This is a genomic window from Aeromonas sp. ASNIH5 (assembly GCF_002902865.1).
GTDB lineage: Bacteria > Pseudomonadota > Gammaproteobacteria > Enterobacterales > Aeromonadaceae > Aeromonas > Aeromonas caviae.
Genome location: NZ_CP026122.1, coordinates 2,803,873 through 2,818,998, shown reverse-complemented (window position 1 = coordinate 2,818,998; position 15,126 = coordinate 2,803,873). Strand labels below are relative to the sequence as shown.

Sequence of the window (15,126 nt, the reverse complement as noted above, 5' to 3'; positions counted from 1 at the left end):
CTGACCCGGATCAGGGGGTGTCGGTGGCCCCGGTGTGATAGGGGGGCCGGGCGCAGGTGTCCCGTATCAGGGCGCGCAGCCAGCGGTGGCCCGGATCGGCATCCTGACTGGGGTGCCAGAGCAGGGCGACCCGGATCCCTGGCAGAGCGAAGGGTAGGGGCAGGGTGACCAGATCGCCGAGCAGGCTGGCGCAGTGCAGGTGCGGCACCGTCGCCACCAGATTGCTCTCCCTGACCAGGGCCAGCGCCGTCGCAAACCCGGGTACCAGGGTGGTGATGGTGCGCCGCCTCCCCTGGCCTGCGAGGATCTCGTCGATGGGGCTGTGAGGCTGGCCCCGGCGGGAGACCAGTACGTGGCGCGCGGCGGCATAGCGCGCCACGGTCAGGGGGCCGTCGCAGAGGAGGTGGTCCGGGTGCACCACGGCGACGAAGTGGTCCTGGAACAGGGCCTGGGTGCGCAGCTCGGGGGCCGTGGTGGCGCCGATCACCCCGGTCTCGAAGTCCAGCTCGCCACGGCGCAGGGGGCCGCTCTCCTTGTCGGGTTTGGCCAGAAAGTGGAGCCGCACCCCTGGGGCCTCGACGGCGAGGCGCGCCAGCAGGGCGGGGCCCACCGCCTCCACGAAGCCGTCACTGGATCGCAGGCGGAAAGTGCGCTCCAGGCTCGCCGGGTCTACTTCCTGCTGGGGGCGCAGCACGGCCCGGGTCTCCTGAACCAGGCGGGCGACCTCATCCCGCAGGGTCTGCGCCCGGGGGGTGGGGATCAGGCCGCGTCCCGCCCGCACCAGCAGCGGATCCCCCGTGGTCTCCCGCAGCCTTGCCAGGGCCCGGCTCATGGCGGAAGCACTCAGGCCTAGCCGTCTGGCGGCGCCCGCCACACTGCCCTCTTCCAGCAGGGCATCCAGGGTGATCAGCAGGTTGAAATCCGGGGTCATGGTCGTCTCCTCGCAGGCGGCACCTGACGGGCCGACCCCTTCATGATACGCGAGTTGCCGTCTCTTCATATGGCGTCTGATGCAACTATAAGCTGCAATCCGTGCGTCTTCCGCCTTGTCATCTCCCCCGCTAGCCTGAGTGCATCATCACTTGCCGGAGAGACTGCCATGTCCACACCACTTCTTGTTTCCCCTCCTGTGACGCGCCGTCTTGGCCTCGTGGGGCTCGGGCTCGCCACCCTGCTGCCCATGCTGGCGGGCAGCATGGCCAACCTGGTGCTGCCTGCCCTGGGGCAGGACTTCGGCGTGCCCTTCGCCAGCCTGCAATGGGTGCTGGTGGCCTACCTGCTTGGGATCACCAGTCTGACGGTGGTGGCGGGCCGGCTCGGGGATCGTCTGGGGCGGCGTCGCTTGCTGCCCTGGGGGACCGGGGTCTTTGCGCTGGCTTCCCTGCTGTGCGCCTTGGCCCCTTCCATTGGCTGGCTCATTGCCGCTCGCACCCTGCAAGGGGCCGGTGCGGCCTGCATGCTGGTGCTCTCCCTGGCCATGGCAGGAGAGCTGGTGCCGCCAGCCCGACGGGGCTGGAGCATGGGATTGCTCGGCACCCTGTCGGCCTGCGGCACGGCGCTCGGCCCCTCCTTTGGCGGCCTGTTGATCGGCGGATTTGGCTGGCAGGCTCCCTTCCTGCTGCTGCTCCCCCTGACGTTGCTTGCGCTGGGGTGTGCCTGGCGGGATCTGCCCCGGGATGAGGCGGGCTCTGCCGAGGGAGGCCTCCCGCTCACCAGTCTGTTGCTGCTGGTGACGGCGCTGCTCTGCTACGGGCTGGCACTGACCCGGGGCAGCCCACTCGGGGTCTGGCCGGGGATAGGGGCGCTCGCCGCCATGGTGCTCTTCGTGCGTGCCGACTCGGGCGCCCGTCGCCCCCTGCTGCCCCTGGCGCTGTTGGGGGCATCCAGGCGAAGAGGCGGGATCATCGCCAGTGCGCTGGTGGCCAGCGTCATGGTGGCGACGATGCTGATCGGTCCTTTCTACCTGCACGGCGCCTTTGCCCTCGACATGGGGACGGTGGGGCTGATGATCTCCATGGGGCCCCTGCTGGCGGCGCTGTCCGGCATGCCCGCCGGCTGGCTGGTGGACAGGGTGGGGGCGACCCCTGTGGTGCGCCTCGGCCTGGGGCTCATGGTGGTGGCCGCCGTCTTGCTGGCCTTGCTTGACAGGGCGCTCGGGCCCCTCGGCTACCTGCTGCCCATCCTGCTGCTCACCGCCGGTTATGCCCTGTTCCAGACCGCCAACAACAGCGCCGTGGTGGGGGAGGCGGAGGGGGCGAGCCGTGGCGCCGTGGCCGGGCTGCTGACCCTGTCGCGCAACCTGGGTCAGCTGACGGGGGCGGCGGGGCTGGGGGGCCTGTTCGCCGCCCTGGTAGGGCGGCCCGATCTCGCCCTCGCGACGGCGGACGAGCTGGCGTTTGCCACACGGGCCACCTTCGCCCTGACGGCCTTGCTGCTGATGAGTGCGCTCTGGCTGGCGGGAAGGGGGGAGCGTGCCGTGCAGGGTGATGTGGCCCGGGACGGCTGCGAGTCGGGAGAACGCTGAAAACGAAGACGCCTCCACAGGGGAGGCGTCTTGCTATGGGATTGAGCAGGATAGTAAACCGCTCAGCTCCTCGTTATCGATCAACCGGTTACAGAATGAAGCGGCTCAGATCCTCGTCTTCAATCAGCTTGCCGAGGTGGGCGTTGACGTAGTCGGTGTTGATGACGAAGGTCTCGCCTGACTTCTCGGAGGCGTCATAGGAGATGTCTTCCATCAGCCGCTCCATCACGGTGTGCAGACGACGGGCGCCGATGTTCTCGGTGCGCTCGTTGACCTGCCAGGCCGCTTCGGCCAGACGGCGGATACCATCCTGGGTGAACTCGATGTTGACCCCTTCGGTGGCCATCAGTGCCTTGTACTGATCGGTCAGGGAGGCGTTCGGCTCGGTCAGGATGCGCTCGAAGTCTTCGGTGGTCAGGGCGGTCAGCTCGACCCGGATCGGCAGACGGCCCTGCAGCTCGGGGATGAGGTCGGACGGCTTGGCGATCTGGAAGGCACCGGAGGCGACAAACAGGATGTGATCGGTCTTGACCATGCCGTGCTTGGTGTTGACGGTGCAGCCCTCGACCAGCGGCAGCAGGTCGCGCTGAACCCCTTCACGGGAAACGTCCGGGCCCGAGCTCTCGCCGCGCTTGCAGATCTTGTCGATCTCGTCGAGGAAGACGATGCCATTGTTCTCGACGGAGGCGATGGCCTTCTGCTTCAGCTCTTCCGGGTTGACCAGGCGGGCCGCTTCTTCTTCGATCAGCGCCTTCATGGCCTCCTTGACCTTGATCTTGCGCTTCTTCTTCTGGTTCTGGCCCAGGTTCTGGAACAGCCCCTGCAACTGGTTGGCCATCTCTTCCATGCCCGGCGGGGTCATGATTTCGACACCCATGGGGGAGGCGGCCAGATCCAGCTCGATCTCCTTGTCATCCAGCTGACCTTCCCGCAGTTTCTTGCGGAAGATCTGGCGGGTGTTGGAGTTGTCGGCTTTCTCTTCCTCGCCCCAGCTGTTGCGCGGGTTGGGCAGCAGGGCGTCGAGGATGCGCTCTTCTGCGGCTTCCTCGGCGCGGTATTTCATCTTCTCCATCTCGGTCTCGCGCACCAGCTTGATGGCGACGTCGGTCAGATCGCGAATGATGCTGTCCACTTCCTTGCCGACATAACCCACTTCGGTGAACTTGGTCGCTTCCACCTTGATGAAGGGGGCGTTGGCCAGTTTGGCCAGGCGACGGGCGATCTCGGTTTTGCCAACACCGGTCGGGCCGATCATCAGGATGTTCTTCGGGGTCACTTCATGGCGCATCTCCTCGGAGAGCTGCATCCGGCGCCAGCGGTTGCGCAGGGCGACGGCGACCGCGCGCTTGGCGTCGGCCTGACCAATGATGTGTCTGTCCAGCTCGTGGACGATTTCTCTCGGGGTCATCTCGGACATGGTGGCGTTCCTGTATCCGGGGCGGGCAGGGCCCACCCCTTGGAAAATGGGGTTTGGCTGGCGGCCTTATTTGGCTGCGTAGTCCAGTACTTCGATGGTGTGGTTGCCGTTGGTGAAGACGCAGATGTCGCCCGCAATCTTGAGGGACTTCTCGACGATGCTCTTGGCGTCGAGCTCGGTGTTCTCCAGCAGGGCGATGGCGGCGGACTGGGCAAAGTTGCCGCCGCTGCCGATGGCGATGAGATCGTGCTCCGGCTGCACCACGTCACCGTTGCCGGTGATGATGAAGGATTTGTGCTCGTCGGCGACGGCCAGCAGCGCCTCGAGGCGGCGCAGGGCGCGATCGGTGCGCCAGTCCTTGGCCAGCGCCACGGCGGCGCGTTCCAGGTTGCCCTGATGGGCCTGCAGTTTGGCTTCGAAGCGCTCGAGCAGGGTGAAGGCGTCGGCGGTGCCGCCGGCGAAACCAGCCAGTACCTTGCCGTTGTAGAGGCGATGAACCTTGCGGGCGTTGCCCTTCATGACGGTGTTGCCAAGAGAAACCTGGCCATCGCCACCGATGACGACCTGACCGTTGCGGCGAACTGAAACTATGGTAGTCACTTTACTTACCTCGCTTGAGCCGAATGACGGCCTGACTGTGCATGGAGGAAAAGATGGGGATGGCAAAACGGCTTTTCAAGCCTGTGCCGAGCACGGATCGCGGAGGAGGGATCGGGTGGGCGCGGGATGGCGCCAAAAGAAACAGGGCCGGGTGTTGTTCACCCGGCCCTGTGCCTGGCAAGCGGCGATCACCCCTTCTTGGGGATGCAGCCGCTGATGCCGGAGCCCTGCAGCTTGCGGTTGGCCGCGTCGGCCGCCGCCTTGCCGTTGAAGGGGCCCACCATCACCTTGTAGACGGCGCCACCGGCCCCGTTGACCACCTGCAGGCTGGAGGAGAGGCCGGCGGTGAAGGCGATGCGCGCCTTGAGCGACTCCGCGGAGTCCTGGGAGCGCAGGGCGGCGCACTGCATCATGTAGCGACCGCCGTCGGCGGCTGCGGTCTGTGCAGTCTGGGTCGCTGCCTTGGCCCTGGCGGCCTCGGCCCGTTCCCGTTCCAGCTCGGCGCGGATCTCCCGCTCCATCCGCTCACGCTCGGCCTTCTGGTCGATCACCTGTTCCCGGGCGCTGGCGACCGGGGCACCGGTGGCCGGCTTGGTCGGTTGCACCGGCTGCGGCTGGTACGGCTTGGCCTGGCCGATGGGGGTCCCCGGCTGGGGGATCTCGGTCGGCACGGGTTGCGGCAGCTTCTCCGGCTGCAGGGTCAGGGTCTCGGCGGGCGGTGGCGGCAGCACGCCCGGCTGGGGCGGCGGCTCGATGACGTCCACCTGCTTGTTCTCCAGCCGCTCGATGTAGCTCCACTTCTCCTGGGGCAGGCCATTGCCCTGCGCCTTGGGCTTGTTGGCCTTCACCTGCTCCTCGATGGTGGGGGCGTCGGCCCCCTTGCCGTTGATGAGGTAGAGGAAGGCGCCGAAGCCGACCACCAGGGCCCCGGCCAGCAGTGCCGGGATAACAGGAAAGCGGCGAGGCGCCGCTTTCTTGATGTTACGGCCACCCGCCCGTCGTCTCGGGCTGTTGCCGACGTAATCCCGGGTCGCCATCTATTACATGCGCTCCAGGGTGTGGATGCCCAGCACGCCCAGGCCCAGCTTGAGCACCTTGGCGGTGGCGGCACACAGCAGCAGACGGCTCTGGCGGGTCGCCTCGTCCACGCCGTCCTTGTTGATCGGGCAGGCTTCGTAGAAGGTCATAAAGTTGCCAGACAATTCATAGAGATATGTGCACAGAAGGTGCGGCATGCCTTTGTCGGCCACGCCGTTGACCGCGTCGGAGAACTGGATCAGCTTCTGGGCCAGGGTCTCTTCCGCCTCTTCGGCCAGGATCACCTTGCCGCTCAGGCTGTCGGCATCGACGCCGGCCTTGCGGAAGATGGACTGGATCCGGGTGTAGGCGTACTGCAGGTAGGGCGCCGTGTTGCCCTCGAACGACAACATCAGATCCCAGTCGAAGATGTAGTCCGTGGTGCGGTTCTTGGAGAGATCCGCATACTTGACCGCGCCCATGGCGATGGCGTGGACCACCTCGGCCTTCTCTTCGGCGGAGAGGTCGCTGTTGCGGTTCTCCAGCAGGGCGCTCGCGCGCTCTTCCGCCTCGTTCAGCAGGTCGACCAGCTTGACGGTGCCGCCGGAGCGGGTCTTGTAGGGGCGGCCATCCTTGCCCAGCATCATGCCGAAGGCGTGGTGCTCGAGGGGCACGGACTCCGGCACATAGCCCGCCTTGCGGGTGATGGTCCAGGCCTGCATCAGGTGCTGGTGCTGACGGGAGTCGATGAAGTACATCACCCGGTCGGCGCCCAGGGTCTCGTAACGGTACTTGGCACAGGCGATGTCGGTGGTGGTGTAGAGGAAGCCGCCGTCGCTCTTCTGGATGATGACCCCCATGGGCTCGCCATCCTTGTTCTTGAATTCGTCCAGGAAGACGACGGTGGCGCCTTCGCTCTCGACCGCGAGGCCCTTGGCCTTCAGGTCGGCGACGATCTCCGGCAGCATGTCGTTGTACATGGACTCGCCCATGATGTCCTTGTTGGTCAGGGAGACGTTCAGGCGGTCGTAGTTGCGCTGGTTCTGCTCCATGGTCATGTCGACCAGCTTCTTCCACATGGTACGGCAGTACTCATCGCCACCCTGCAGCTTGACCACGTAGTTGCGCGCGCGCTCGGCGAAGGCTTCGTCTTCGTCGTAGTGACGCTTGGCCTGGGTGTAGAAGGCCTCCAGATCGCGCAGCTCCATGTCGGAGGCGTGCTCGTTGGCCATCTTCTCCAGGTAGGCGATCAGCATGCCGAACTGGGTGCCCCAGTCGCCGATGTGGTTGGCGCGGATCACCTTGTGGCCGAGGAACTCCAGGGCGCGGGCGGCCACGTCACCGAGCACGGTGGAACGGATGTGGTGCACCGCCATCTCCTTGGCCACGTTGGGGGCGGAGTAGTCCACTACCACGGTCTGGGCGGTCGGCAGTTTCACGTTGGCGTTGGCGCTGGTCACCATGGCTTCCACCTGGCCGGCCAGCCAGCTCGTGTCGAAGAAGAAGTTGATGAAGCCGGGGCCGGCGATCTCGACCTTGGCGATCAGATCGGAGGCGGGCAGGTGCTCGATGATGGCGGCGGCCAGCTCGCGGGGATTCTTGCGGGCCGGTTTGGCCAGCAGCATGGCCAGGTTGGTGGCCAGGTCGCCGTGAGCCTTCTCCTTGCATCGGTCTACTTGCACGCGGGCTTCCAGGTCCGCCGGCAGGACGCCCGCAGACTTGAGATTGGCTACCGTTTGTTCAAGTAGATGATGAATATGCTCTTTCATAACTGACCACCGAGGTTGCGCGTCGAAAAATGACTGACTGGATAAGGGCGTGAATTTTACCCGCATCGGGCCGAGAAAACTATAGGAACGGCCCGTACCCGTGGGTGCGACGGATATTTCACTGCGTTTTCCACCACATGGCAGGATATTGATTTGAATAAGTGGTGGTTATCCATTTCTACTGCATATCGAAGCGGCTTGTCCAGGCTATTTTCCCCTGATTATTGCGGGGCTATTTATACCGTTTCGGTCTGAATGATCTCGCTGCCTACGGCGGTCGTATCCTTAGAGGAAGCCGCTGGAGGACGATTCCCATGACACTGGTACTGTTTCCACTCTCCGCTCACCTGCTGCCCGGCGGCATCATGCCGCTGCGCATCTTCGAGCCCAGATACCAGCGCATGATCGCCGAGTCCCGGGAGCGGGAGTTCGCGCTCTGCATGCTGGATCCCCGCCAGCCCGATGCGCTGCGCAACATGTATCCCATCGCCACCCGGGTGCGGATCATCGACTTCGATCTGCTGCCTGACGGCCTGCTCGGCATCACAGTGCTCGGGGTGGAGCGGGTCAGGATCACCGATCTGTGGCAGGAGCAGGACGGCCTGCGGGTCGGCGAGGTGGAGCCGCTGCCCCCCTGGCAGAGCGGCCGGCTCAAGGCCGACCAGCACTCCCTGGCCAAGGCGTTGCAGGACGTGTTCAACGACTACCCCGAATACGCGGCCCTCTATCCCGAGCCGGACTGGGAGGACGCGAGCTGGGTGGCCCAGCGCTGGCTGGAGGTGCTGCCCATCCCGGTGGAGCAGAAGCAGTGGCTGGTCGCGGCCAAGGACAACCAGCCCGCCCTCTCCCTGCTGAGCGGCCTGCTGGTCGCCAGCCACTGACAGTCCGGGGTGATCCTTTTTCCTTCCCGCACGTACTGGTGAAGACCACGACACGCGAGGGATGGCGCAATGGCATATACTGGCCAACCACAATCGGCTCCACGCAGGACATCGCCCCCCATGGACAACCCAGATGGCGATCTGACATCTCTACTCATCCGGGTGGCCGAGCAGGCCGACAAGGCTGCCTTCGCCACCCTGTTTCACCACTTCGCCCCGCGCATCCGCAGCTACGGGCTGCGCCACCTCGGCAGCGAGGCCAACGCCATGGAGCTGGTGCAGGAGACCATGCTGCTGGTGTGGCAGAAGGCGCGCCTCTACCACCCCGACAAGGGGGCGCCGACCACCTGGATCTACACGGTGATGCGCAACCAGAGCTTCGACATGCTGCGCCGCCGCCGTGCCAGCAAGGAGGAGCTGTGCGCCGAGGAGATCTGGCCCCTGCTGGAGTTCAGGGCGGAGGAGGAGCACCTGAGCGGGGGCGAGGACGCCGTGCTGACACGCCAGATGGCCCACTATGTGGCCACCCTGCCGGAGCCGCAGCAGCAGGTAGTGCGCGGCATCTATCTGCAGGAGCTCTCCCAGCAGGAGCTGGCAGACCGGCTCGGCGTGCCGCTCGGTACCATCAAGTCCCGCCTCCGGCTGGCATTACAGAAACTGAAGGAACAAGTGGAGCAAGGCCATGATTAAGACCCATCCGACTGCACTCATGCTGCGCGCCTTCGCCGCCGACGAGCTGCCACTGCCGCTGGCCGTCGGCGTCTCCGCCCATTGCGAGCTCTGCCCGGACTGCGCCGCCCGGGTCAAGGATTGCGAAGAGGAGCTGGCACGCGAGCACCTGGCGCCCGCCGAGCCGGACGAGGCGCTGCCGGCCGGGTTCGATGCCATGCTGGCCGGCATACTGCATCAGCCGGTGACGACGTCGGCCGAGCGGGATCTCCCGGCGGGCCCCCGGCCCGAGCTGCGGGTGGCGGGCCACAGCTACCACCTGCCACGGGTGCTGGCCAGGTACCATGACCCCAGGTGGCGCCACATCGGCGCCATTCGCCAACACAGCCTGCCGCTCGACGAGATGGGGGCCCGCGCCAGCCTGCTCCACATCGAGGCGGGCGGCCGCATCCCCGAGCACACCCACAGGGGCTATGAGCTGACCCTGCTGCTGGCGGGCACCATAGAAGATGGCGACACCCGCTATCAGGCCGGGGATTTCATCTGGCGCGACGCCAGCCACGCCCACAGTCCGCACACCCCGGACGGCTGCCTCTGCTACACGGTGCAGGATGCGCCCGTGCAGTTCACCAAGGGGCTGTCGCGGCTGCTCAACGGCATCAGCCATCGCCTCTACTGAGCCCTCAATGGCAATAAAAAAGGGACCCACAGGGTCCCTTTCTCGTTCCACGGCATGGTGATCAGGCTACAAACACCAGGTAGACGGCGAAGGCCACCACGAAGCGGTAGATGGCGAACGGGATGAAGTCGAGGCGACGGATCAGCGCCAGGAAGGTCTTGATGGCGATCATGGCCACCACGAAGGCGGTGACGAAACCCACCGCAAACATGGGGAAGTCGGCCATGGAGAGGAAGTCACGGCTCTTGTAGAGATCCAGGCCGCTGGCCGCGATCATCATGGGCACCGCCATGATGAAGGAGAACTCGGCCGCCGCATGGCGGCTGATCCCCATCAGCATGCCGCCGCTGATGGTGGCGCCGGAGCGGGAGAAGCCGGGCCAGAGCGCCAGACACTGGAACAGGCCGATGCCGAAGGCCTGCTTGTAGCTGATGTCGTCCAGGGTCTCGGCGCGAACCACCGGACGGAACTTCTCGGCGATGATGAGCAGGATGCCGCCGGCCACCAGGGCATACATCACGGTCTGGGGGCCGAACAGATGGGCCTTGATCCAGCTGTGGATGACCAGCCCGATGACCACGGCGGGCAGCATGCCGAGGATGATGTGCACCAGCGACAGGGTGGCCTGGCCCTTCGGCGGCTTCTGGCCGAAGTGGATGCCGATGAGACCGAACAGGCGGCGCCAGAACATGACGACCACCGCCAGGATGGAGCCCAGCTGGATCACCACCTCGAAGGTGGCGGCCTTGGGCCCCTCAAAACCGAGCAGGTGGCCGACGATGATCATGTGGCCGGTGGAGGAAACGGGCAGAAACTCGGTCAGGCCTTCCACTATGCCCAGCACGAAGGCGACAAACAGGGCGTAGGATTCGGTCATGGTGCAGATCTCTTGGTTGATGGGTCTGGATAAAATCAGCCCCGAACAGGGTCGGGGCGGCCAATGATGGCGGAAAATCGCGCGGGCAACCAGAGATTATTGGAAGGGACCGTCGACCCCGACCTGTGCCGTGCGGCCGGGGTCGTCTGTCTGCGGGCTGCGCGGGGCAGGGGTCGGCCGCCCTCTGGTCCCGTCATCTTCTGGCATGGTCAGCGGCATAGGCCCGTCACGCCAGCACGGACAGGATCTGCTGCTGCAGCGTCTCCTCCAGGGGCGGCAGGGCCAGGGCGTCGACGGCGCTCGTTATCTGCTGCGGGTTGCTGGCGCCGATGAGGGCACAGCTCACCACGGGGTCGCGCAGCACCCACTGCAGCGCGAGTTGCGACAGGGACTGACCCCGTTGCAGGGCCAGTGCATGCAGGGCGCGGACGGTGGCGAGCTTCTCCTCGGTGATCTGGTCCGCCGTGAGGAAGGGGCTGGCACTGGCGGCGCGGGAATCCGCGGGAATGCCCGCCAGGTAGCGATCGCTCAGCAGCCCCCCCGCCAGGGGCGAGAAGGCGACCACCCCCATGCCGTGCTCCCGGCAGGCCGGCAGGGTGTCGGGCTCAATATCGCGTTGGAACAGGGAGTATTTGAGCTGGTTGACCAGGCAGGGGGTGCCGAGCTCCGCCAGCCGGGCGGCAGCCTTGGCCGCGAGCGGGGCCGGGTAGTTGGAGAGGCCGATGTAGAGCGCCTTGCCCTGGCGCACCATCAGGGCCAGGGCCTGGCAGGTCTCCTCGAGCGGGGTGCGGGGATCCGGCCTGTGGTGATAGAAGATGTCCACGTAGTCGAGGCCCAGACGGCGCAGGCTCTGGTGCAGGCTGGCGAAGAGGTACTTGGCGCTGCCGCCATCGCCGTAGGGGCCGTCCCACATCACGTAGCCCGCCTTGCTGGCGATGATGAGCTCGTCCCGATAGGGAGCCAGGCTCCTCTTGAGCAGCGTGCCGAAGGTCAGTTCGGCAGATCCCGGCGGCGGCCCGTAGTTGTTGGCGAGATCGAAGTGGGTGATCCCCAGATCGAACGCCTGGTGCACCATGGCCTTCGCGGTGGCGGGATCGCTCCCGGCGCCGAAGTTGTGCCAAAGGCCCAGACCGATGCCGGGCAGGCGCAGGCCGTGGCGGCCCGCCGCTCGGTAGGGCTGGCGCTGGTAGCGGTCGGGGGCGGCGAGGTAGTTGTCATCCATTACGGTGCTGTTCCTTGGGCTGGTGTGCAATGAGGAGCGACGGGCCCTGCGGCGGGCCTCACCCCGGCTGATTCGGCGGTGCCATCGGGGCCGGGGCCGCCATGACGTGGTGGCGTGCCCGAGCCCCTTCGTCTGCCCGAGCGGAGCTGTCAGGGGGCAGGAATAAAGCGATAGCGGGTCTGGTGGCGATAACGCTGCCCCGGTAGCAACCAGGGATCGCCGAGGGCGGGCTGGTTCGGGCTGTCGGGCAATTGCTGGGCCTCCAGGCAGAAACCGTCGTAATCCCGGTAGGGTCGGCCCTGACGATCCGGTGTGCCGGTCAGCCAGTTGCCGCTGTAGAACTGCAGGGAGGGCTGGTTGGTGTAGACCGCCATCGCCAGCTTGCCATCCCCCGAGATCACCCGGGCGGCCCATGGCTGATTGGACCCACCAAACGGCTCATCAGCAGGCTCAAAATCGCTATTGTTGAGCAGAAATGCGTGATCGTACCCCTTGGCCAACTGCTGCTGGGGGTGGTCCAGCCACGCCTGGCCGATGGGGCGGGGGACGCGCAGATCGAAGGGGCCTTCCACCGGGGCGATGGCCAGCGGCAGGCTCTGGTCATCCGTGGGCAGGTAGCGGTCGGCGTCGAGGCTGATGGTGTGGTGGCGGATGTCGCCACCGCCATCCAGGTTGAAGTAGGCGTGGCTGGTGAGGCTGACCGGACTAGGGGCGTCCGTGCTGGCGCAGAAGTCGACCACCAGATCGCACTGCTCCAGCCGATACTCCAGGCTCACCCTCAGATTGCCGGGAAAGCCCTGATCCCCCGCCCGGGAGAGGAGCGCCAGCTTGACCCTGTCCGCCTCCTGCTCCTTGATCTGCCAGGTGCGGCGATGGAACCCGTCGCGCCCGCCGTGCAGGCAGTTGGCCCCCTGGTTGGCGTCCAGCGTCCAGCACTGGCCTTCCCGCTCAAGGCGGGCGCCGGCGATGCGGTTGGCAAAGCGCCCCGCCACGGCCCCCAGCCATACCTGCTGGGTGAGGTAGGCCTCGTCGGCGCAGCCCAGCAGCACCTCCCGCCGCTCTCCCGCCACCGGCAGGGTGAGGGAGGTGAGGGTGGCCCCGTATGCGAGACCGCGCAGCCGCAGTCCCTCCTCGTTTTCCAGTTCGAATCTCATCATGGTTTGCGGTTCCCCGTCGTGATCCCGTCGCCCCCTGCCGGCCTCGCGAGTGCCGGGCAGGGGGCGTCACCCGTTGTCAGGCGTGCGTTACAGTCTGCCGGCCCCTGCGCTGGCACGGCAGACGTAGCAGTCCGCCTTGAGGCCGAAGCGTGCCGGGTATTCCGCCTCCACCACGGCGATCACCTCGGCCACCTTCTCGGGGCGCAGCAGGGCGACCACGCAGCCGCCAAAACCGCCGCCGGTCATGCGCACACCGCCTTCGCTGCCGAGCCGGGCCTTGATGATCTCCACCAGGCCGTCGATGGGGGGCACGGTGATCTCGAAGTCATCGCGCATGGCGGCGTGGGACTGGCCCATCAGCTCGCCGAGGCGCACCAGATCGCCCTGTGCCAGCGCATCGGCCGCCGCCAGAGTGCGGGCATTTTCGCCGACCACGTGGCGGGCACGGCGATAGCAGGCCTCGTCCAGACCGGCCTTGCCCGCTTCCAGCGTGGCCAGGTCAAGATCCCGCAGGGCTTTGACCCCGTAGTGACGGGCGGCGGTTTCGCACTGCTGGCGACGGGTGTTGTATTCGCTGTCCACCAGGCCGCGGCGCACGTTGGAGTTGACGATGAGCACCGCCAGATCGGTGGGCATGGGGATGAGCCGGGTCTCCAGGGAGCGGCAATCGAGCAGCAGGGCGTGATCCTGCTTGCCGCTCGCGGAGATCATCTGATCCATGATGCCGCAGTTGCAGCCGACGAACTGGTTCTCCGCCTGCTGGCCGTTGAGGGCGATTTCCGCCTGGCTGATGGCCAGCCCCTGGGCCTCCTTGAAGGCCTGGCCGATGGCCACCTCCAGGGAAGCGGAGGAGGAGAGACCCGTCCCCTGGGGCACGTTGCCGGAGACCACCAGATTAAGGCCGCGCAGGGCGTGGCCCCGTGCCTGCAGGTGTTTCACCACGCCGCGGATGTAGTCGCTCCAGCGCTGGCTGGGGTGGTGCTCGATGGGTTGATCGAGACTGAACCGGTCGCGCTGGTTGTCGTAGTCGGCGGCGATCACTTCGACCAGGTTGTCGCCGCGCAAGCCGATGGCGACGCAGGTCTCGTAGTCGATGGCGCAGGGCAGCACGAAGCCGTCGTTGTAGTCGGTGTGCTCGCCGATGAGGTTGACGCGGCCTGGAGCCCGTACCAGCAGGTCGGGTTGTTGCTCAAACTGCTCGGCAAACACGGCGCTGACGCGCTGGCTCGGGGTCATAGGGCCTCCTCATTGGACTGGTTCTGGTCGTTGTAGTGGATGGGACTGAGGGCGCGCAGCCGTTCGGCCGCCTGTTCCGGGGTGAGATCGCGCTGGGTTTCGGCCAGCATCTCGAAGCCCACCATGAATTTGCGCACCGTGGCGGAGCGCAGCAGGGGCGGATAGAAGTGGGCGTGCAGTTGCCACGCCTCGGGGCAGTCGGAACGGGGCGGGGCGAAGTGCCAGCCCATGGAGTAGGGGAAGCTGCACTGGAACAGGTTGTCGTAGCGGCTGGTAAGCTCCTTGAGCGCGATGGCCAGATCCTGTTGCTGTTCCCGGGTGAGATCCAGCATGGAGGGAACATGGGCCTTGGGCAGCAGCAGGGTCTCGAACGGCCAGGCCGCCCAGAAGGGCACCACCGCCAGCCAGTGGGCGGTCTCCACCACGATGCGGGAGCGATCCGCCAGCTCCCGCTCCACATAGTCCAGCAGCAGGGGGCGGCCGTGTTCGGCCAGCCAGGCGCGCTGGTGCGCCTCTTCCCTGGCAATCTCGTTGGGCAGGAAGTCGCTGCCCCAGAGCTGGCCGTGAGGGTGCGGGTTGGAGCAGCCCATGACGGCGCCCTTGTTTTCAAAGACTTGGACCCATTCCCACTGGTCAGAGAGCTCGGCCACCTGGTCCATCCAGGTGGTGATCACCCCTTCGATGGCGGGCAGGGGCAGCTCGGGCAGGGTCTTGCCGTGATCCGGCGAGAAGCAGATGACCCGGCTGGTGCCCCGGGCGGCTTCCAGCTTCAGCAGGGGATCCGGCGCCGCGTCGGCGGCCGGGGTGTCCTGCATCAGGGCGGCGAAGTCGTTGGTAAAGACGAAGGTGTCCTGATAGTCGGGGTTGATATCGCCGGTCACCCGGGTGTTGCCCGCACAGAGGAAGCAGTCGGGATCATGGGCCTGGCTCGGCGCCAGGCTCACCTTCTCGACCTGGCCTTGCCAGGGGCGCTTGGCCCTGTGAGGGGAGACCAGCACGTACTGGCCGGTGAGCGGGTTGAAGCGGCGGTGGGGGTGATCAACGGGGTTGAACATCATCACTCCAGTGTGTGAGTTGA

The 15,126-nt window shown here is 66.3% G+C and carries 14 protein-coding genes; 4 read left to right on the top strand and 10 right to left on the bottom strand.

All coding sequences use genetic code 11. From position 1 onward, the window contains the following. Positions 1 to 10: 10 nt before the first annotated feature. Positions 11 to 931 (bottom strand): LysR family transcriptional regulator, encoded by a 921-nt coding sequence (locus C2U30_RS13095; RefSeq protein WP_103243895.1) that lies wholly within the window; start codon positions 929 to 931, stop codon positions 11 to 13. Positions 932 to 1,099: 168 nt separating this feature from the next. On the opposite strand from C2U30_RS13095, the gene C2U30_RS13090 reads away from it, so the two are divergent. Further along, positions 1,100 to 2,524, top strand: a complete 1,425-nt coding sequence (locus C2U30_RS13090; RefSeq protein WP_103243894.1) for an MFS transporter — start codon at positions 1,100 to 1,102, stop codon at positions 2,522 to 2,524. Between the two features lie 88 nt (positions 2,525 to 2,612). On the opposite strand, the gene hslU is transcribed toward C2U30_RS13090, so the two are convergent. From hslU to argS, 4 genes are all read right to left on the bottom strand, one after another. Then, positions 2,613 to 3,941 (bottom strand): HslU--HslV peptidase ATPase subunit, encoded by a 1,329-nt coding sequence (hslU, locus tag C2U30_RS13085; RefSeq protein WP_010676031.1) that lies wholly within the window; start codon positions 3,939 to 3,941, stop codon positions 2,613 to 2,615. Between the two features lie 66 nt (positions 3,942 to 4,007). Further along, positions 4,008 to 4,541, bottom strand: a complete 534-nt coding sequence (hslV, locus tag C2U30_RS13080; RefSeq protein ID WP_041214255.1) for an ATP-dependent protease subunit HslV — start codon at positions 4,539 to 4,541, stop codon at positions 4,008 to 4,010. 188 nt (positions 4,542 to 4,729) lie between these two features. Next, a complete protein-coding gene (locus tag C2U30_RS13075; protein WP_103243893.1) occupies positions 4,730 to 5,578 on the bottom strand; it encodes an SPOR domain-containing protein in 849 nt (282 codons plus the stop codon). Positions 5,579 to 5,581: 3 nt separating this feature from the next. Beyond that, the gene (gene argS / locus C2U30_RS13070) at positions 5,582 to 7,327 is read right to left on the bottom strand and encodes an arginine--tRNA ligase (protein WP_103243892.1); all 1,746 of its coding nucleotides are present in this window, start codon (positions 7,325 to 7,327) and stop codon (positions 5,582 to 5,584) included. A gap of 314 nt (positions 7,328 to 7,641) precedes the next feature. On the opposite strand from argS, the gene C2U30_RS13065 reads away from it, so the two are divergent. The 3 genes from C2U30_RS13065 (at position 7,642) to C2U30_RS13055 (ending at position 9,556) form a co-directional block, all read left to right on the top strand. Then, on the top strand, positions 7,642 to 8,208 hold the full coding sequence (locus C2U30_RS13065) for an LON peptidase substrate-binding domain-containing protein (RefSeq protein WP_042078737.1): 567 nt from the start codon (positions 7,642 to 7,644) through the stop codon (positions 8,206 to 8,208). Between the two features lie 120 nt (positions 8,209 to 8,328). Continuing rightward, on the top strand, positions 8,329 to 8,898 hold the full coding sequence (locus C2U30_RS13060) for a sigma-70 family RNA polymerase sigma factor (protein WP_042078738.1): 570 nt from the start codon (positions 8,329 to 8,331) through the stop codon (positions 8,896 to 8,898). Then, positions 8,891 to 9,556, top strand: a complete 666-nt coding sequence (locus tag C2U30_RS13055) for a ChrR family anti-sigma-E factor (protein ID WP_103243891.1) — start codon at positions 8,891 to 8,893, stop codon at positions 9,554 to 9,556. Before C2U30_RS13060 ends, C2U30_RS13055 begins: the two co-directional genes overlap by 8 nt. Positions 9,557 to 9,617: 61 nt before the next feature. Here the strand turns inward: C2U30_RS13055 and bacA are convergent, their stop codons facing one another. The 5 genes from bacA to C2U30_RS13030 form a co-directional block, all read right to left on the bottom strand. Then, entirely contained in the window at positions 9,618 to 10,433 is an 816-nt protein-coding gene (gene bacA, locus C2U30_RS13050; RefSeq protein ID WP_103243890.1) for an undecaprenyl-diphosphate phosphatase, read from the bottom strand. Between the two features lie 226 nt (positions 10,434 to 10,659). Further along, positions 10,660 to 11,655: an aldo/keto reductase gene (locus tag C2U30_RS13045; protein ID WP_103243889.1), complete on the bottom strand. Its 996-nt coding sequence runs from the start codon at positions 11,653 to 11,655 to the stop codon at positions 10,660 to 10,662. A 149-nt stretch (positions 11,656 to 11,804) separates the two neighbouring features. Beyond that, complete coding sequence (locus C2U30_RS13040; RefSeq protein ID WP_103243888.1) at positions 11,805 to 12,812, bottom strand: galactose-1-epimerase; 1,008 nt, start codon at positions 12,810 to 12,812, stop codon at positions 11,805 to 11,807. 87 nt (positions 12,813 to 12,899) lie between these two features. Further along, complete coding sequence (gene galK / locus C2U30_RS13035; RefSeq protein WP_043153961.1) at positions 12,900 to 14,048, bottom strand: galactokinase; 1,149 nt, start codon at positions 14,046 to 14,048, stop codon at positions 12,900 to 12,902. After that, positions 14,045 to 15,103, bottom strand: a complete 1,059-nt coding sequence (locus C2U30_RS13030) for a UDP-glucose--hexose-1-phosphate uridylyltransferase (RefSeq protein WP_103243887.1) — start codon at positions 15,101 to 15,103, stop codon at positions 14,045 to 14,047. Before C2U30_RS13030 ends, galK begins: the two co-directional genes overlap by 4 nt. Between the last annotated feature and the right edge of the window lie 23 nt (positions 15,104 to 15,126).